17 protein-coding genes are annotated in these 18,772 nt (G+C 62.2%); 1 reads left to right on the forward strand and 16 read right to left on the reverse strand.

The genetic code is table 11. The features are described from left to right. Window positions 1-605: 605 nt before the first annotated feature. The 16 genes from folD to BUB78_RS13200 all read right to left on the reverse strand — a co-directional run bounded on the left by folD (window position 606) and on the right by BUB78_RS13200 (window position 18,034). Entirely contained in the window at window positions 606-1,508 is a 903-nt protein-coding gene (folD, locus tag BUB78_RS13125) for a bifunctional methylenetetrahydrofolate dehydrogenase/methenyltetrahydrofolate cyclohydrolase FolD (protein ID WP_073198637.1), read from the reverse strand. 80 nt (window positions 1,509-1,588) lie between these two features. Continuing rightward, the gene (locus BUB78_RS13130) at window positions 1,589-3,265 is read right to left on the reverse strand and encodes a formate--tetrahydrofolate ligase (RefSeq protein ID WP_073198639.1); all 1,677 of its coding nucleotides are present in this window, start codon (window positions 3,263-3,265) and stop codon (window positions 1,589-1,591) included. A gap of 159 nt (window positions 3,266-3,424) precedes the next feature. Then, entirely contained in the window at window positions 3,425-4,030 is a 606-nt protein-coding gene (locus BUB78_RS13135; RefSeq protein ID WP_073198642.1) for an MOSC domain-containing protein, read from the reverse strand. A 79-nt stretch (window positions 4,031-4,109) separates the two neighbouring features. Next, on the reverse strand, window positions 4,110-4,895 hold the full coding sequence (locus BUB78_RS13140; protein WP_073198644.1) for a methyltransferase domain-containing protein: 786 nt from the start codon (window positions 4,893-4,895) through the stop codon (window positions 4,110-4,112). Further along, window positions 4,892-6,811 carry an ATP-dependent zinc metalloprotease FtsH gene (ftsH, locus tag BUB78_RS13145; protein ID WP_073198646.1) on the reverse strand — a complete coding sequence of 640 codons (1,920 nt, stop codon included), beginning with the start codon at window positions 6,809-6,811 and terminating at the stop codon, window positions 4,892-4,894. The genes BUB78_RS13140 and ftsH overlap by 4 nt, the downstream gene beginning before the upstream one ends. A gap of 79 nt (window positions 6,812-6,890) precedes the next feature. After that, on the reverse strand, window positions 6,891-8,150 hold the full coding sequence (gene tilS / locus BUB78_RS13150; protein WP_084732870.1) for a tRNA lysidine(34) synthetase TilS: 1,260 nt from the start codon (window positions 8,148-8,150) through the stop codon (window positions 6,891-6,893). Then, window positions 8,147-8,974, reverse strand: a complete 828-nt coding sequence (ybgF, locus tag BUB78_RS13155) for a tol-pal system protein YbgF (RefSeq protein WP_073198648.1) — start codon at window positions 8,972-8,974, stop codon at window positions 8,147-8,149. Before ybgF ends, tilS begins: the two co-directional genes overlap by 4 nt. Before the next feature lie 15 nt (window positions 8,975-8,989). Then, entirely contained in the window at window positions 8,990-9,502 is a 513-nt protein-coding gene (gene pal, locus BUB78_RS13160; protein WP_073198787.1) for a peptidoglycan-associated lipoprotein Pal, read from the reverse strand. A 78-nt stretch (window positions 9,503-9,580) separates the two neighbouring features. After that, complete coding sequence (gene tolB, locus BUB78_RS13165) at window positions 9,581-10,906, reverse strand: Tol-Pal system beta propeller repeat protein TolB (protein ID WP_073198650.1); 1,326 nt, start codon at window positions 10,904-10,906, stop codon at window positions 9,581-9,583. Beyond that, window positions 10,903-12,021, reverse strand: a complete 1,119-nt coding sequence (locus BUB78_RS13170; RefSeq protein WP_073198652.1) for an energy transducer TonB — start codon at window positions 12,019-12,021, stop codon at window positions 10,903-10,905. Before BUB78_RS13170 ends, tolB begins: the two co-directional genes overlap by 4 nt. Window positions 12,022-12,032: 11 nt before the next feature. Beyond that, on the reverse strand, window positions 12,033-12,506 hold the full coding sequence (gene tolR, locus BUB78_RS13175) for a protein TolR (RefSeq protein ID WP_073198654.1): 474 nt from the start codon (window positions 12,504-12,506) through the stop codon (window positions 12,033-12,035). A gap of 3 nt (window positions 12,507-12,509) precedes the next feature. Continuing rightward, on the reverse strand, window positions 12,510-13,205 hold the full coding sequence (gene tolQ / locus BUB78_RS13180; protein ID WP_073198656.1) for a protein TolQ: 696 nt from the start codon (window positions 13,203-13,205) through the stop codon (window positions 12,510-12,512). 113 nt (window positions 13,206-13,318) lie between these two features. Continuing rightward, complete coding sequence (ybgC, locus tag BUB78_RS13185; RefSeq protein ID WP_073198658.1) at window positions 13,319-13,708, reverse strand: tol-pal system-associated acyl-CoA thioesterase; 390 nt, start codon at window positions 13,706-13,708, stop codon at window positions 13,319-13,321. Window positions 13,709-13,865: 157 nt separating this feature from the next. Beyond that, window positions 13,866-15,665, reverse strand: a complete 1,800-nt coding sequence (locus BUB78_RS13190) for an NAD(P)/FAD-dependent oxidoreductase (protein WP_073198659.1) — start codon at window positions 15,663-15,665, stop codon at window positions 13,866-13,868. A gap of 155 nt (window positions 15,666-15,820) precedes the next feature. Then, window positions 15,821-17,566: a sigma-54-dependent Fis family transcriptional regulator gene (locus tag BUB78_RS13195; RefSeq protein WP_073198661.1), complete on the reverse strand. Its 1,746-nt coding sequence runs from the start codon at window positions 17,564-17,566 to the stop codon at window positions 15,821-15,823. 102 nt (window positions 17,567-17,668) lie between these two features. After that, window positions 17,669-18,034 carry an isocitrate lyase/phosphoenolpyruvate mutase family protein gene (locus BUB78_RS13200; RefSeq protein WP_073198663.1) on the reverse strand — a complete coding sequence of 122 codons (366 nt, stop codon included), beginning with the start codon at window positions 18,032-18,034 and terminating at the stop codon, window positions 17,669-17,671. Between the two features lie 167 nt (window positions 18,035-18,201). Here BUB78_RS13200 and BUB78_RS13205 point away from each other — a divergent pair, with 167 nt between their 5' ends. After that, window positions 18,202-18,768, forward strand: a complete 567-nt coding sequence (locus BUB78_RS13205) for an acetoacetate decarboxylase (protein WP_073198664.1) — start codon at window positions 18,202-18,204, stop codon at window positions 18,766-18,768. Window positions 18,769-18,772: the final 4 nt, after the last annotated feature.

Below are 18,772 nucleotides of genomic sequence, written 5' to 3' on the forward strand. Positions count from 1 at the left end.
TTGTCCGTGAAGAATATGCGGCGACGATACTTCATGATGATCACTCCATCTCTCTCAAAAGATTAAAGTGTTGCATCGACCCGTTGAAACCGCCGGACAAAACGGACTTCCGCTTCGCCGATATCATTGTCCGATTTCGCCTTAACTTTTCGCGCTGTGGATGCGCCTCTCAGACATTTTGCTAGGCTTATCGACAAATAACGCGGAATATTTGCGTAACTAGCGCCTAGATCGAACAAAATTCTGGCAAGCCCTCTGCTCAGCCTTGTTCCATCTGGCAGGCCTTCTGCTCGGCGTTGTTCCAATTGATACTTCTCAATGGGAGTCACGGGTGGCGCTGCGAGGTTTGACCTGTTGGATGGATGGTAATTTAAGGGCTTGTGTCTGTTCCAGCAGAGCCACAAGTCTGCCGTTCATTCTACACTAAGTCGAAGGCTCTGGGTGGAGCTAACAGCCTTTGGCCGGGTTCAAATATCACCTTGAGAGAGAGTTGGCCCATGACCGCTTGGGGCTCAATCCTGACCAACACGATTTTCTGACAGGCCCACAAAAAAGCCCCGGCAAGTGACCTTGCCGGGGCTTTCTTTTACTCTGATCCGCTTTGCTTAGGCGGTCAGCCCCTCGGGCTCTTCAAGCCCGTTGGCGCGACAGCACGCCGTCACGGTATTGGCCAGAAGACAGGCGATGGTCATCGGGCCCACGCCGCCCGGCACCGGGGTAATCGCCCCGGCCACCTTGGACACGCTCGGGAAATCGACATCGCCCACAAGGCGGGTCTTGCCCTCGCCCTTTTCAGGCGCGTCAATCCGGTTGATGCCCACGTCAATCACCGTTGCGCCCGGCTTGATCCAGTCGCCCGGCACCATCTCGGGGCGGCCAACAGCGGCCACCACGATATCGGCGCGCCGTACCACATCGGCGATGTCCTTAGTCCGGCTATGGGCAATCGTCACGGTACAGCTATCGCCAAGCAAAAGCTGTGCCATCGGCTTGCCCACGATATTGCTGCGCCCGATCACCACCGCATCCATCCCCGACAGCGACCCGTGAAAATCGCGCAGCATCATCAGACAGCCAAGCGGCGTGCAGGGCACCATGGATTTCTGCCCGGTGCCCAAAAGCCCGACGTTGGAAATGTGGAACCCGTCCACATCCTTGGCCGGATCAATCGAGTTGATCACAAGGTCTTCATCAAGATGCTTGGGCAAGGGCAATTGCACCAGAATGCCATGCACCGCCGGGTCGCCATTAAGCCGCTCGACCAGCGCCAGAAGATCGGCCTCTGAGGTGTCCACATCAAGCTTGTGCTCAAAGGATTGCATGCCAACCTCAACGGTCTGCTTGCCCTTTGAACGCACATAGACCTGGCTCGCCGGGTCTTCGCCCACAAGCACCACCGCAAGGCCGGGGGTAATGCCGTGATCCGCCTTTAGCCGCGCCACATGGCCCGCCACCTTGTCCCGGATCGTGGCCGCAAAGGCCTTGCCGTCGATAATCTGCGCCGTCATTTTTCTTCCTTCCAGCGTGGCGGGTTGCACCCACCCTACAGTCATTCCGTAGGGTGGGTGCAACCCACGCAGTTTCCGTCTTAGAACAGACCTTCGATCTGACCACCATCATTCAGGTGAATGTTCTCCGCCGCCGGTTTGCTAGGCAGGCCAGGCATGGTCATGATCTCACCACAGACGGCAACGATAAACCCGGCCCCTGCGCTCAGGCGTACTTCGCGCACTGGCACCGAATGCCCGGTTGGCGCACCGCGCACGCTCGGGTCAGTGGTAAAGGAATACTGCGTCTTGGCCATACAGATCGGCAGATTGCCATAGCCCTGCTCTTCCCAGGCCTTGAGCTGGTCGCGGATTTTCTTGTCCGCAAGCACCTCATCCGCACGGTAGATCCGCTTGGCGATGGTTTCCATCTTCTGGAACAGCGGCATTTCATCAGCGTAAAGCGGGGCGAAATTGGCATTTCCGGCCTCGGCCACTTCGACGACCTTGCGCGCCAGCGGCTCTGAGCCTTCCGAGCCAAGTTCCCAGTGACGCGACAGAACCGCCTCGGCACCGTGGCTTGCAACATATTCCTTGACCGCGGCCACTTCGGCCTCGGTATCGGTGACGAAGTGGTTGATCGCCACGACAACCGGCACACCAAAGGATTTGATGTTCTCGATGTGACGGCCAAGGTTCGGACAGCCCGCCTTGACGGCCTCGACATTCTCGGCGCCAAGATCGGCCTTGGCCACGCCGCCATTCATCTTCATCGCGCGCACAGTGGCGACAAGCACCACGCAATCGGGCGCAAGACCGGCCTTGCGGCACTTGATGTTCATGAACTTCTCAGCCCCAAGATCGGCACCAAAGCCCGCCTCGGTGACCACGTATTCGCTGATCTTCAACGCGGTCGTGGTCGCGATGACCGAGTTACAGCCATGCGCGATATTGGCAAACGGGCCGCCATGCACAAAGGCCGGGTTGTTTTCCAGGGTCTGCACCAGGTTGGGCTGCATCGCGTCCTTGAGCAGAACGGTCATCGCGCCCTGTGCCTTGATATCGCGGCAGAACACCGGCGTGCGGTCGCGCCGATAAGCCACGATCATGTCGCCAAGACGCTTTTCAAGGTCTTTCAGGTTCAGCGACAGACACAGGATCGCCATGACTTCAGAGGCCACGGTGATGTCAAAGCCACCCTCGCGCGGGAAACCGTTGGCCACACCGCCAAGCGACACGTTGATCTGGCGCAGGGCGCGGTCGTTCATGTCAACCACGCGGCGCCACACAACGCGGCGCACGTCGATATCTTCTTCATTGCCCCAATAGATGTGGTTGTCGATCATCGCGCTCAACAGGCTGTGCGCCGAGGTGATGGCGTGAAAATCGCCGGTAAAATGAAGGTTCATATCCTCCATCGGCACAACCTGCGCATAACCACCGCCGGCGGCCCCGCCCTTCATGCCAAAGTTCGGCCCAAGGCTCGCCTCGCGGATACAGACCGTCGCTTTTTTGCCGATCCGGTTCAGACCATCGCCCAGACCCACGGTTGTGGTGGTCTTGCCCTCGCCCGCAGGCGTCGGGTTGATCGCGGTCACAAGGATCAGCTTGCCATTCTTGTTGCCCTGAACCGAGGTGATGTAATCCTGACTCACCTTGGCCTTGTCGTGGCCATAGGGAAGAAGATGATCCGTGGGGATGCCAAGCTTGGCACCGATTTCCTGAATCGGTTTCTTATTGGCTTCGCGCGCGATCTCGATGTCTGATTTATAGCTCATTTTTGGTCCTCATGCTGTCCGCAGGGCGGAGGGGTCTGGTCCGGCTATACCGAGTTTGACTCCCCGTTCAGCACGCGAATCCGACACATCCCGCCTCGCTTGCGGCGGGATGCCGCAGTCTGGTTTCCGATCAGAAACCGCCGCCGCTCATCGGGCCTCTCAGCCCGCCTCGCCGAACAGCGGCAAAAATCCCTGCCATGCCCGCTGATCAGGAACATGCAGACGCAGGCCATCGCCCACCGCCAGCCGCCCTTCCCGCTCGACCCAGGCGGTCACACCGCGCCGCCCCTTGGCCGCCGTCTTGAACGCCTTGCCAAAACCGGGGTGCACCCCCTCGATCACCCTGGCGGGCAATTGACAGGGCCGGTTTTCCATATCCACCACAAGCGTCACCCCATCCGGCCCTTGCAGGCGCGAGGACGGCGGCAGATGGGTGAAATCCGCCAAGCCCTCGACCACCATCGAGGCCCCGACCCAAGCCGGATCAATCCGCTCCAGCCCCATCTTGGCGGCGATCAATGCCAGTTCCTCGGCGCTCACAATCGAAAACTGCCGCACATTGCGGATCACTGTATTGCGGGGATGCTGCGACAAAACCCGGCTGCAGGATGGCCGCGTCAGCCCGCCATGCTCTTCGCCCGCCACCCCGGCAAAACCGACCGCAACCTCTTGCAATGGTTCCGCCTCAAGCGTGGCCTCGCGATCGGCCACCCGGCCAAGCCATGTGACCGTTCCCGAAAAATCCGTCGGCATCAGTGCAGGCATGCCCACTCTCCCAAATCTCAGACCCCGGTGCTTCTTCTTGGCAAAAATACTCGCCCCGCAGGGTCGCCCTCAACCCGCCTCAGACGGTGAGCGTGAAAAACAGCCGCCGGAACGGGAACAAAACCGTGCCATCGGCGCGCACCGGATAAGCGGCGTGCATCACCTCTTCATAGCGGCGAATGAGATCGGCCTTCTCTTCGGCATCAAGCGCGGCCAGTACCGGGCGCGCATAGGTGCTCTCGGTATAACGGCGCACCGGATGGCTGCCGGGTTCGGCGGTCAGACGTTGATAATAATCGGTTTCCCAAAGACGGAACTGTCCCATGGGTGCCAGCAATTCCTCGTATCTCACCGGGGCCATCACACCGGGCGTGCCCATTTTCTCAACCCGTCCGGGAAACAGCTCTTCCACAAGACTAAGCCAGACCCGATGCGACGGCGCCTTGTTCTGATGCGGCATCTGCACCGCGAGCGTACCGCCCTTGCCCAGCATCCGCGCCAACCGCGGCATCAATGCCTCATGCCCACCGACCCAATGCAGCGCCGCGTTGGAAAAGATGAGCCCCGGCGCGCGCCTTGGGTGCCAGTCATTGAAATCCGCCTGCTGAAGCGACGCATACCCATTCGTCGCACGCGCCTTTTCAAGCATCGCGGGCGAACCATCGACGCCGATCACGTCCCGCGCACTGGCCCGCGCCTTGAGGGCCTCGGCCATGGCGCCATTGCCACAGCCAAGGTCGATAATATCACCAGCCCCCATCTGGCCAACCGCATTCAACAGGTCGAGGGCGGGGCGCATACGCTGATCCCGGAACCTTGCATAGGCTCCGGGATTCCAATCAGCTTTTCCAGAGAGGCCGCTCACGTTGACGGCTCGGGCTCCAGCCCGCCGTCGCCGGGTGACGATTTGGGCTTGGTCTTCGGAATGGCAGTGATCGAGGGTTTGCTGGTCTCGGCGCTCCCGTCTGTGTCATCATCATCGGCCGTTGGCGGCTCGCCGCGCAGCACCCGCTTGATTTCTTCACCGGTCAGGGTTTCGTATTCCAAAAGCCCCTGCCCCAGACGTTCCCATTCGTCCTTGCGTTCGGTCAGAATGCTCTTGGCCCTCTGATAGGCCTCGTCGATCAGGCGTTTCACCTCTTCTTCGATAAGCTCTTTGGTATGCGCAGAAATCGAAAACCCGCCGGCGCCATTGCCCATATAGCCTTCATGCGCCTGCTCGTAATCGATATTGCCGACCTTGTCGGACATGCCCCACCGCATCACCATCGCACGTGCCAAACCGCTGGCCTGCTGGATATCACCGGCCGGGCCGTTGCTCACATCATCCTCGCCGTACTTGAGGATTTCGGCGGCCTTGCCGGCCATGGTCATCGCAAGCTTTTCCTCGCATTCCGAACGATGCCAGTTCAGGCGGTCGATCTCGGGCAGGCTGACCACCATGCCAAGCGCCCCGCCACGCGGGATGATCGTGGCCTTATAGACCGGATCACATTTCGGCAGGGCAAGCCCGACCACCGCATGACCGGCCTCGTGATAGGCGGTCTTTTCCTTTTGATCGTCGGTCAGAACCATCGACCGGCGCTCGGCCCCCATCATCACCTTGTCCTTGGCATTCTCAAAGTCGATCATGGTGACAAACCGACGCCCCACGCGGGCCGCCGTAAGCGCGGCCTCGTTGACGAGGTTGGCAAGATCAGCCCCCGAGAAACCGGGCGTGCCGCGCGCAATCAGGCGCAGATCGACATCCGGCCCAAGCGGCGTCTTGCGGGCGTGAACCCCGAGAATTTTCTCGCGGCCCTTGATATCGGGGTTGGGCACGGTGACCTGGCGGTCAAAGCGACCGGGGCGCAACAGGGCGGGGTCAAGAACATCCTTACGGTTGGTGGCCGCGATGATGATCACACCTTCGTTTGCCTCAAACCCGTCCATTTCCACGAGCAACTGGTTAAGCGTCTGTTCACGCTCGTCGTTGCCGCCGCCATAGCCCGCACCACGATGGCGGCCCACAGCGTCGATTTCGTCGATAAAGACGATACAGGGCGCGTTTTTCTTGGCCTGTTCGAACATGTCGCGCACGCGGCTTGCGCCGACGCCGACAAACATTTCCACAAAGTCAGAGCCAGAGATGGTGAAAAACGGCACACCCGCCTCGCCCGCAATCGCGCGCGCCAGAAGGGTTTTACCGGTGCCCGGCGGGCCGACAAGCAGCGCGCCTTTGGGGATCTTGCCACCAAGGCGGCTGAATTTTTGCGGATTGCGCAGGAATTCGACGATCTCTTCAAGCTCTTCCTTGGCCTCGTCGATGCCTGCGACATCGTCAAAGGTTACCCGGCCATGCTTTTCAGTCAGCATCTTGGCCTTGGATTTGCCAAAGCCCATGGCGCCGCCTTTGCCACCACCCTGCATGCGGTTCATGAAATAAATCCACACACCGATCAGCAGAAGGAAGGGAAGCAGCGACACGAGGAAGGTCTGGAAGCCAGACTGCTCCTGGCTTTCGGCCTTGACCGGGATACCCTCTTCGATCAGGCGCTGCGTGATCTGGGCGTCCTCGGGCTTGATCGCGGCATAATCGGTGCCATCGGTGGTGCGATAGCGCACCGTTTCGCCATCCAGGGTCACCTGGCTGACCGATCCGTCCTCGATCGCGGCCACAAACTCGGAATAGGACACGGATCTGCTTTGCAGCGTATTGCCTGAGCCACTGAACAGGTTGAACAGCGCCAGGATCAACAGGAACAACACCAGCCAGAAGGCGATATTTCTTGCGTTACCCAAGGAATCTCTCCTTAAAATTCGGTTGTCCTGCACCTATCACAGGACCATCACCTCTTAAATAGAGATCACGCCTGTATCTTCAATGAGATAATAGAGCTTTATAAAACTCTTCCTCGCTGCGCAGCGCCTTGATCGACCAGCCATTGGCCCAGCCCGCAAGCGGTGCGGCCAGCAATTCATCGCCCAACCAGACCCCGGGCAAGGCCATGGCCGATGCGTGCGGAACTCCGCCGAGGCGCCAATCGGGACAGGCGCGCAGGCCCGCTTCGCCCAATGCCGCCAGTTCGGCACCGGCCATGTCAGGGCCCTGATCGACGCGCCAGCGCCCGTCCCAGACCCCGCCCTGCGCGGGCACACGCAGCCCGACCACGGCGTTATACTCGCGGCTCACGCGCATCTCGCAGTCGGTCGCGCTAAGCATACAGCCCTGCAAGGTCATCCCCTGCCCGGCATAAGCGGCGGCCAGGAACCCATCCATCGCGCGGCCGCGCGGCACGTACTCCGCGCCGCTGATCCAGCCAAGCATGGATTGCAGCAACCGGCGCGCCACCTCGGGGCGGAGCGCCGCAAAGCCTGCCCGCGCAAGCACAAGGTCGCCCGCCTCAAACCGAAGGATTTCCTTTGCCGCGTCAGATACATAGCCATAAAGCGTGGCACGCACATCGGCCATTTTCCGGGCCACATCGGCAAGACCCTCGACCGTAATCCCCAAGGGGTCAAGCGCAGTCAGCGCGTCGCGCGCCCGCACACGGGCATAGGCCGCGTCGTCATTTGTCGGGTCCTCGACCCAAGCCAGCCCCCGTGCACGCAGAACCTCGCGCAGCACCTCGCGCCTCAGGCCGAGCAGGGGCCGGTGGAACCACACATCGCCCTGTTGCCATCGCGCGCGCATCGCCGAAAGCCCGTCAACACCCGCGCCACGCGCCAGCCGCATCAGAAAGGTTTCGGCCTGATCGTCGGCGGTATGCCCAATGGCAATGTCACCAAGACCGATGTCCCCGGCCCAGTCCGCCATCAGGCGATAGCGCGCGCGCCGGGCCCGATCGGGCAGGTTGCCCTGCCCGTCCCAATCCAGCCATCTCAAGGTCTCGTGGGGAATGCCGCGCGCGGCACAAATCCGCGCAACCTCTGCGGCTTCATGCGCCGCCTCAGAACGCAGGCCATGGTCGACGGTGACCGCGAGCACCTCTGGCCCGCCGTTTTCGCGCCAATCGTCAAGCAGCGCCAAAAGCGCCAGCGAATCGCTTCCGCCGGACACGGCGACGCCAAGGCGGCAGGGTGGATCGGGATGGAAATGCCCGGCAATCCGGCACCAGAGGGCGGTCGCCTCTTGCGTCACTGACAGCCCAGATTGGTCATCTCGCCCTGCGCCGACTGTACCGCTGCGGATTGCGGATAGCGCGCCGCGACCTGGCTAAGGGTAGCGCAGGCCTCGTCCGCCTGTCCCAACCGGCCAAGCGAGCGGCCCAGCCGGTAAAGCGCCTCCGGCGCCTCGGGGCCATTGGGATCACCACTGAAGGTTTCAAGATAGGCGCGCGCCGCATCGCTTTGCTGGTTCGCCCCTTCCAGAGCCTCGCCACGCAAAAGACCGGCACGCCCCGACAGCGGCCCACCGGGATAGGCCATCTGGAACGCCGCGAATTGCGCGGCAGATTCGCTATATTGCCCCGCGCGCAACGCCGCCTCGGCGCGCTCGAAATCGGCCTGCTCGCCCATGGCGAGTAGCGGCGCATCAACGTTTTCGACAGGGGCGACAAAGCCGCCGCCCCCGGTTGTTGGCTCGACCCCGCCAAGGGTGCTGCCGGTCTCTAACGTGCCGACATCACAGGCGTCATCCATCTCGCAAAGGCGAAACTCGAGATCGCCAACACGGTTGGTGCCATCGCTCACGACACGGTCAATCCGAAACTCAAGCTCTTCGGTCTTTTTGGTCAAGCGCTGAACCTCGCTTTCGATCGCGTTGACGCGATCCACAAGCGACCCGCCACTGCCAAGTTGCCCCGCTGATCCGGTCGTGCTCAGCTCGCGCTTGAGCTTTTGCAGTTCGACGAACAGCACCGAAAGCTCTTGCCGGATATCGGCAATCGTCTCGCTTGATTGCGCCTGCGCCCCGACGGGACCCAAAAGCGCGACACAGACCAGCAGTTTGACAAAATGGCGCATGCGACCTCCCCTGGATTAGCTGCTCAGACCTGCCGCGATGACCGTGACCGCGCGGCGGTTCTGGGCATAACAGGCCTCGTTGCTGCAAATCTCGATCGGGCGCTCCTTGCCATAGCTGACCACCTTGAGGCGGCTTGCGGCAACGCCCTGGCTTACCAGATATTCATGCGCGGCGTTGGCCCGGCGCGCGCCAAGCGCGAGGTTGTATTCGCGCGTGCCCTGCTCGTCGGCATGGCCTTCGATGATGGCGGTATATTCCGGGTTCGACATCAGCCATTGCGCCTGACCGGCGAGGGTTGCTTGCGCCTCGGCACCGATCGTCGACTGGTCGACGGCAAACAGAACGCGGTCGCCCACGGTCTGTTGGAAATAGGCCGGTGACGTCGGATCTTGCGCCGACCCCGCCAATCCACCGGCATTGGCGCCATTGAGATCAACGGTGTTGGTATCGTCAAACCGGTCCGGGTTGGTACAGCCCGCCAGAGCGAGCCCCGCGCACAGGATAAGTGTTTTGCTCAGATAGGTCATTTTTGCCCCGTTCATTATTTTCATGCCCTTGGCTCTTTTATCACAGCCCGCGCCCCAAGGAAACGCGCGCCGCACGGCTTAGTTCTGCAAGGGCGACCACGACGGATCACTTGCCCCGGTCGTGGTCTGCACCTGCTTGAGATTGCGCCCGGTGATATCCACCGAATAGAGGCTGGCCTGCCCCTGCGCGCCCTGGGTTTCACGGGTGAACATGATCACCCGGCCATTCGGGGCCCATGTCGGGCCCTCGTCCAGAAACGACGCCGTCAACAGGCGCTCTTCGCTGCCATCGGTGCGCATCACCCCGATATGAAAGCGGCCCTTGGATTGCTTGGTGAACGCAATGAGATCACCGCGCGGCGACCAGACCGGCGTGCCATAGCGCCCCTGACCAAAGCTGATCCGGCGCGCCTCGCCGCCATTGGCCGACATCACGTAAAGCTGCGGCGTGCCCGAGCGGTCACTTTCAAACACGATCTGGCTTCCATTGGGGCTAAAGCTTGGGGCGGTTTCAATCGACGGCGCATCGGTCAGCCGCGCGCTTGCGCCGCTGTTGATGTCCATCTTGAAAATATCGCTATTGCCGTTCTGCGTCAGCGAATAGACCACCATGCGCCCATCGGGGCCAAAGCGCGGCGCAAAGCTCATCGTGCCGACCTGAGTTTCAAGCGCGCGACGCCCGACGCTGGCCACGTCGAGAACATAGATGCGCGGAAATCCGGTTTCATAGCTGGTGTAAAGCACCCGGTCGCCGGTGGGCGAAAACCGCGGCGCCAGAACGATGCTTGAACTGTCGGTAAGATAGCTCACGTTGGCACCGTCATAATCCATGATCGCCAGACGCTTGGCGCGCTTGTCCTTGGGGCCGCTTTCGCCGACAAACACCACGCGGCTATCGAAATACCCGCCCTCGCCGGTGATCCGGGTGTACACCTGATCGGCAACCTTATGGGCCATCCGCCGCCAGCCTTCCTGCGTGCCGACAAGCTGCAAACCGTTGCCAAGTTCCTGCCCCGAAAAGACATCGTAAATCCGGAACCGCACCACAAGCTTGCCGACATTGTCGACACTCACCGCGCCGGTGATCAGCGCCTGCGCATTGATCGCCTTCCAGTCGGCATATTGCACCGGGCTTTCAAAGCTGGTGATCCGGCTGATATGCGCTTCGCCGGGAATTTCACGAAACAGCCCGGTCCCGCTCAAATCCGAGGCAATGACCCGCGCGATCCGGCGGCCAAAATCCGCACCTGCGCTATTGTCGGACACGAAATCAGGCACCGCATAGGGCAGCGGCTCGATCACCCCTTCGGTGATCTCGATCCGAAGGGGGCCATTGCTCTGCGCCACTGCAGGTAGGGCCCAAAGCGACAGGGCCATCAGGAGGGTCACTAACATACGCATCATTTGATCCTCATTTTCTCCGGATTAAATGTCATTTCTATATCACGCCAGCTGTCGTACTTCTCAACCGGAAGGCTGAATCCGCGCGCGCCACAGCGGATGATCGCCCGGCGCGCCGCCTCGAACGCCTGTTTTGCCGCCGTGTCGCCGCCGCCCGACGCGCTCAGCATACGGATCGAACGGCTATTCGGTTTGCCATCCTCGCCCATGCTGACCGCGACCACAACCGTCGTGCGCAGGGCGTCCGAACTCAGGCTGCCAACGTTCCAGCATTGCTGAACCGCGACGCGCAAGGCGTCCTTTTCGCCAGAGGTCAGCGGCGGCCCGCTTGGGTGATCACGGCTTTCCTGTCCGCCTCCAAGCGCCGCCGCAAGCGCATCGTTGACCGCCGCCTTATCGGTAGCGGGTGTCTTGGCGGCGGGTTTGGGCGCAGGTTTCGGCGCCTCCTGGGCCACTTCGGTGGCACGCGCAGGCCGCGCCTTGGGGCGCATCGACACCGACGGCGCCGCCTGCTCAAACTTTTCGGCCTCTGTCACGATCTCGGTCGCGGCCTCTTCGGGCGCGGTGGCCTCGGCGGGTTTCTCGACCACCTCGGCGCCCTGATCGGGGGCAACTTCGGGGCTGGCCACATCGTCAATCTTCGCGTCCGGCTCGGGTCGGGCCACGGCCTCGGGGGCGACACGGGGGGCAGGACGCGGTTGCAGGCGCGGCGAGACCTCCGGCACCAGGGCCGCCACATCCTCTTGCGGCACCTCAAGCACCGGCGGCTCGTCCGCCACATCAGCAGGGGTTGGCGGCGTCATCTGCGACACATCTGGCGCGGCGTCGGGCGGCGGGGTATCGCTTGCCTCGGGCTGGGTCACCTCGGGGGCGGCATCGGCCTCTGACGACAGGTTCGGCGCAAGATCGCCCGGCGCAGGCGGCTCTGGCGTGTCAACGCTGGCCACGGCCTCGGGGGCGCTTTGGCGGGCCATAAGGGCGGCATAGTCTTCGGTTGAAATGGCAGTGACTTCCGTCACCTCGAACGGCAACGGATCGGATCGGAAAACACCACCGATCAGGGCCCAGCCGATCAATGCCAGATGGCCCACCCCAGATATGATCTGACCGGTATTCACCAGATGCGCCCCTAGCCGCCCTGCCCGTCAAGAGCAGGGCCACCGGTATCTGTCACCAGACCGATATTGCCAAATCCACCCCGGTTCAGCGCGCCCATCACCTGCATCACCTGCGCATAGGGCACCGCCCCATCGGCGCGCAGGTAAACCCGCGTGCTGTCGCGCTCTGTTGCAATCGCGCGCAGCCGCGCCACAAGATCCTCGCGCGCCACCTCGGTGGTCTGGATCATGATGATGCCCTCGGCGGTGATCGTCACACTCAGCGGCTCTTCTTCCTCACCCGGAAGCGCATTGGCCGCCGTTTTCGGCAATTCCACCGGCACGCCCACGGTCATGAGCGGCGCCGCCACCATGAAGATGATCAGCAGCACCAGCATCACATCGACAAAGGGCGTGACGTTGATTTCCGCCATCGGGCGCGACCGGCCCCGGCCCCGCCTGCGCCGCCCCGTATCGCCGGATTTCTGAACGACACCCGCGCCCATGACCTAGCTGTCCAACTGACGGCTGAGAATGGTGGCAAACTCGTCGGCAAAGGCCTCATAGCCCGCGACGATGCGATCACTGTCCGCACTCAGCTTGTTATAGAAAATAACCGCCGGAATCGCCGCCAACAGCCCCAGACCCGTCGCCAAAAGCGCCTCGGCAATGCCCGGCGCGACCACGGCAAGGTTGGTGTTCTGCTGCTCCGCGATGTTGATGAAGGCATGCATGATGCCCCAGACCGTGCCGAACAGCCCGATAAACGGCGCGGTCGAGCCGACCGTCGCCAGCACCTGCAAACCGCCCTGCAAGCCTTCGGCCTCTTTGACAATCGCGACGTCCATGCTGCGATCAATCCGCGCCGTCGCCCCGGCGATCAACCCACCGTCATTGCGGTGACTGCGCCGCCATTCCATCATCCCGGCGGCAAAGATGCGCTCCGACTGACCGGCTGGTTCGGCGCCGATTTCGTCAAACAACGTGTCCAGCGGCTCGCCGGACCAGAACCGGCGGTCAAAAACCTCGGCCTCAAGGCGGGCCTTGCGATAGGTGATGATCTTCTGAACGATGATCGACCAGGACCAGAACGAGGCCACGACCAGCATCAACATCACAAGTTTTACGATAAGGGTTGCGCGTGCGAATAGCGCCCACATGGAGAAATCCATCTCCTGTGCCAATGCCAGGGTTTCTGCTTCCATCTGCCTGCTCTTTATGGGTTGGCCAATTTTTTCGGCCCTTTTGCGGGGCAAACTATCCGAATTCCAGAGGGAAAGCCAACACATCCGCGTCATCAATGCGGGTTTCGGCCCGCTTAATGCAGGATCAGGCGGATATTTGCCGGTAGACGTGCGGGCTGTCCTGCCTCATTGAGGCAAACAACCGTCACCACCGCCTGAAAAAGCAGCTCCTCACCGCGCACCACCCTCTGTTCCATCACCAGCCGTGCGCCGGTGACGGCCGTGGTCCGGGTCTCGACCTCAAGCTGGTCTTCGAATTTCGCAGGCCCCAGATACTCCGCCTCGACCCGGCGCACGGCAAAGATCATGCCGTCGCGCTCGCGCATCGCATTCTGATCAATGCCCATCTCGCGCACCCAGGCACTGCGCGCGCGTTCGATAAATTTAAGATAATTGGCATGATAGACGATCCCGCCCATGTCGGTATCTTCATAATAGACACGGATCGCAAATCGATGGGTCATGAAAACGCTGCCTTGCTGAAATCTGCCCAAATCCTAGGCCGCCAAAGCCCCCTTCGCAAGCCTCGGGCATTCCCCCTGCTTCTTCTTGGCATAAATACTCAATCAACGGCGACTTGCGCGCGCCCGATCCGGAGAGACCGGGCGCGCATTCGGAGTATCAGCTCAGATGGTGCACCGGCTGCAACCCGTAAACCGGGGTGGGGATGCCTTCCATCCTTGCCTTGATTTGCAGCGACAGGAACTGCGAGTAGTGGCGCGACTGGTGCAGGTTGCCACCGTGCATCCAGAGGGCAGGCACCTGCGTCGGTTTCCACATGTTGCGCTGTTCGCCTTCCCACGGACCGGGATCCTTGGTGGTGTCAGAGCCAAGGCCCCAGCACTTGCCCAGCTTATCCGCCGTCTCCTGTCCCATCAGATCCGCGACCCAGCCGTTCATCGAGTTGTAGCCCGTGGCATAGACCACCAGATCGGCCTCCAGATGAGTGCCATCGTCGAGGATCACGCCGGTCTCGTCCAGTTCCTTGACCTGTCCACGCTTCAGCTTGACCTTGCCGTCAATGATCAGCTGGCTGGCACCCACGTCGATGTAATACCCCGACCCGCGCCGCAGGTACTTCATGAACAGGCCCGACCCGTCATCGCCCCAGTCCAGCCAGAAGCCCGCCTTTTCCAGCCCGTCGTAGAACTCCTTGTCGCGCTCCTTCATCGCCTCATAGGCCGGGATCTGGAACTCGTGCAGGATGCGATAGGGCAGCGAGGCAAAGATCAGATCGGCTTTTTCGGTCGTCACCCCGTTGCGCACCGCCTCTTCGGAATAGAGCGCGCCAAGGCCGATCTCCATCAGCGAATCCGAGCGCACGATATGGGTCGAGGACCGCTGGATCATGGTCACGTCGGCGTCATGTTCCCAAAGCGCGGCACAGATGTCATGCGCCGAGTTGTTGGAGCCGACGACAACCACCTTCTTGCCGGACCACTGATCGGGGCCCGCATGTTTCGACGAATGCTGTTGCGCCCCCTTGAAGCAGTCCATGCCGGGAAAGTCGGGCATCCGCTTTTTGCCGGACATGCCGGTCGCCATGACCAGCTGTTTGGGCCGCAGGACGACCTCTTCACCATCGCGATCCACCACGACGGTCCATTCTTTGGTTTTCTCGTCGAAACTGGCGGATTTGGCGGTGGTGCGCGTCCAGTAGTTAAGCTCCATCACCTTGGTGTACATCTCAAGCCAGTCGCCGATCTTGTCCTTGGGCGCGAAGACCGGCCAATTTTCGGGGAACTTGATATAGGGCAGATGGTCGTACCAGACCGGGTCATGCAGGCAGAGCGACTTGTAGCGCTTGCGCCAGCTGTCGCCGGGCCGGTCGTTGCGTTCGACGATGATTGTCGGCACGCCGAGCTGGCGCAAACGCGCGCCCATCGCGATGCCACCCTGTCCACCGCCGATGATCAGGCAATAGGGCTGGGTCTCATAGCCCAGCTCCGCCGCCTCGCGTTCGCGCTCTTCGGCCCAGGTCTCGCGGCCTTTGTCGGCGCCATGCTTTGCCCCCAGCGGGCGGTTGAACCCCGCTGGTTCCTCATGGCCCTTCAGCTCGACCATGGTGGTCAGCAGGGTCCAGATCCTGCCATCCTTGAGGCGCATCAGGCCGAAACCGCGTGCGACAGCGGTCTCGAACCTGATCCAGGCCGTGACAACGCCACCCTCCTCGGTCGGGGTCTCGCCTTCGGCCAGTGCCCAGCCGGCGGGTTTGGTGGTCGCAAGCTGGTGTTTCAGCATGTCCTCGACCTGGTCCTTGCCCTCGACCGTCTTCAAGTTCCAGGTGAACGTCACAAGATCGCGCCAGTAGCAGTCATCCTGAAACATGTCCCGCGCCCGAGCAATGTCGCCCTGTTCCAGCGCGGCCCCAAAGTCGTCCAGAAAGGCCTGGGTCTGGTCAGTCAGTGTTGAATCGAGCATATGCTCCTCCCTTTATGTTTTCCGAAAGTCCTCCGAACGCGAGCCTGCAAAGCCGAGACCGTTCAGGCAACGGGGTTGCGGGCCTGCGCAAGGCAAATACCTCAAAAACCGCCCGCCTTGTTGCGCGCGCAACAGGTGCGCAACACGCAACAGCTTCAGGTCGGCGGGCTCAGGCCGGCCTTGCGGATGCGCCGCAGCACGGTCGAGCGGTTCACCCCCATCCGGCGCGCCGCCTGCGCCATATTCCAGCCGCAAGCCTTCAGCAACGCCTCAAGGTCGTCGCCTTCCGACGGCTGCGGCGCGGCCTGTTGCGGCGGGGCGGGCAAGTCCGGCAGGTCGATCACCATACCCTCACAGAGCGCCACGGCAACCTCCAGAACCTGTTCCAGCTCGCGGATATTGCCGGGCCAGGGGCGCGACTTGAGTTCGGCGCGCGCCGCAGGCGACAGCCGGATGTCTTCGGTGCAGCTCCGCCGCAGCAACCGGTCAATCAGCCAGTCCAGATCGCCGCGATGGCGCAGCGGCGGCAGCGAGAGGGTGGCGCCCGCCAGGCGAAAGAACAGATCATCGCGCAGCACCTCGGACAAGGCCATTGGCGTGCAACGGCACGAGGCCAGAATTCGCAGGTCAGCCCGGCGGTCGAGCAGCGTCAAAACGGCGGATTGCGCATCGGTTGACAGGTTTTCGACGCCACGCAGGAACACAGTGCCGGGGCCCACCTCGTCCAGCGCCGCGATCATGTCGGACCCGCCGCAGCGCAGCGCGTGAAATCCGCGCCCTCTGGCACAGGCGACATGGATGGCACGAGCCAGCTTTTCCTTGCCGGTGCCGGTCTCTCCGGTCATCAGCAGCGGCACCTGTGTCGGTGCCAGCCGCGCCGCCTGTGCCAGCAGCCGCTCCAGCGCGGGGTCGGGTCCGGCGAAACTTCCCAATGCGCCGGGCGGCGCGCTCACATGGCGGCGCAAGGCCGCGGTCATCTGCGGGGTCTGGGGCGCGATGGCATGGCCAAACAGGCCGCGCCCGTCCTTCATCCGCAACACGCGTTCCTCGGTGGGCCGTCCGCGCATCAGATCCGGCAGATCGTCGATGCGCAGCTCAAGCCAGTCATCAATGCGCGAGCCGATCAGGCGGGCGTGCCCTTTCGGATCAAGCGTGCGCCGCGCCCCTGACGTGATGCCCACGATCCGCCCCGAGCCGTCCAGCGCCACGGCGGCCTCGGGGTCGACCTCAAGGAATTCCGGGCTGGTCGAAAAGCGCAGCACCCAGTCACGCCGGGTCATCGCCATCAGGTTGGCCATTTCGACCCGCCGCGCCGAGGCGGTCACCAGGCTCATGGCGAGGTTCTGCGTGGATTTCGGCGAGGGCGAGCGCAGCAGCGAGATGTCGAGCACCGCAGACAACTCGCCATGCGTGTCGAATATCGGGGCCGCGGTACAGGACAGCGGCATATGCGCCAGGCCGAAATGATCGCTCTGGTGGATGGTGATCGCCTCGTGGGTAACGATGCAGGAGCCGACACCGCAGGTGCCTGCCAGATCCTCTGTCCAGTTCGAACCGAGGTAGAGCCCGGCCTGGCGCAGCTGATCCTCAAAGCGCGGATCGCCAAAGAAATCGACGCAGACCCCCTGCGCATTGGCCAGCAGCAGAACGTAATTCTGGCCAGCGACCTGCCGGAACAAAGCCTGCAGGCCTGATCGCGCCGTGGCAATCAGCCGTTCGGATTGTTCGCGATGCTCGCGCAGTTCGGTTTCGGTGACGATATGCGCGGGGTCCGGTCGCGAGGGATCCATGCCATAGGTGTCGACGCAGCGCCGCCAACTGTCCGAGACCAGCCGGTCGCGCCCGGTCTCTACCCCGCGCAGCACACGGTCGATTTCATCCACATGATCAAGGTCAAACATCACGTCCTCCCCCCGGTTGCCCCCGGGCAGGTTAGCCTATCGCCCTGATCAACGCTATAAGACGTTTGATCGGCGCGCGTCCCGATGCGAGGGATCGGGATTTCACACTCTGGTCTGATGCTGATCCTGCAACATCAGTTGGCTTATCACGCTGCCTGGAATGGCCTCGGTCGCATAGCTGAAGGTGCCGGATGTCCTGACTTCTTCGGCGGCGCGCATCAGCGCACCCAGGGCGGCGCGCGCGAAAGAGCCGCCGACGCTGATGCGGCGCACCCCGGCTCCCGACAGCTCGTCTACGGTAAAGGCCTTGCCCTTGAGCCCCATGACCACATTCACCGGCTTGTCGACCTCGCGGCAGAGGCTTGTCAGGAGCCGCGCCGACCCTGCATCCCACGGGTTTGGCATGACAAATGCGGTGTCGCGCAAATGAAGCGCCTTGAAGCGCTCGAATTTCTCTGTCTGTTCCACCACGTTCCCCTCCGGATATGGCTCAGCGACGCTAGCACAAACCGACGGCCTGTGGACAATCATCCTGCGGCAAACCGGATGTGAGGTCGGCGAGATGTGCAATGCGCTTTGCAGAGACTGTGGTTTTGCGGCCCGGCGAGAGATCACGTTTTGCGGAGGGATGGAGTTTGGTACTACTGTCGCAGGCGGGGCCGGGAGAGGGCTTTGGCGCCTATCAGGAATCCGGCATTGTTATCCCCTGCACCCTCAACGGCGCGCCGGTGAATTACACAGCGATGATGTTTCTCAATGACGAACTGCCCATCACCGCCGGGCGCGAGATCTGGGGCTTTCCCAAACGCTGGGGCGAGCCGGAGATGAAGGTCGAAAAAGACACTCTGACCGGGACGCTGAATTATACCGGTCAGCGGGTCGCGATGGGCACGATGGTCTATAAGCACGACACCGCCTGCGACACGCCGCAGGACTGTGCCAAGAAGCTTGCCAAAACGGCCGTCAACCTCAAGATCATCCCCTGCGTGACCGGCAAGCCGCGGATCGCAGAGCTGGTGTCTTTCGCGATGACCGACATCACCGTCAAAGGCTTTTGGCGCGGGCCGGCACGGCTTCACCTTGTCCCGCATGTGAATGCGCCGGTGGCCGACCTGCCTGTGCGCCGCGTGATCGAAGGCCAGCATATCATTGCCGATCTCACCCTGCCCTATGGCCGGGTGGCGCGTGACTATCTGGCCTGATATC

It is taken from the genome of Roseovarius marisflavi (genome assembly GCF_900142625.1).
Taxonomy (GTDB): domain Bacteria; phylum Pseudomonadota; class Alphaproteobacteria; order Rhodobacterales; family Rhodobacteraceae; genus Roseovarius; species Roseovarius marisflavi.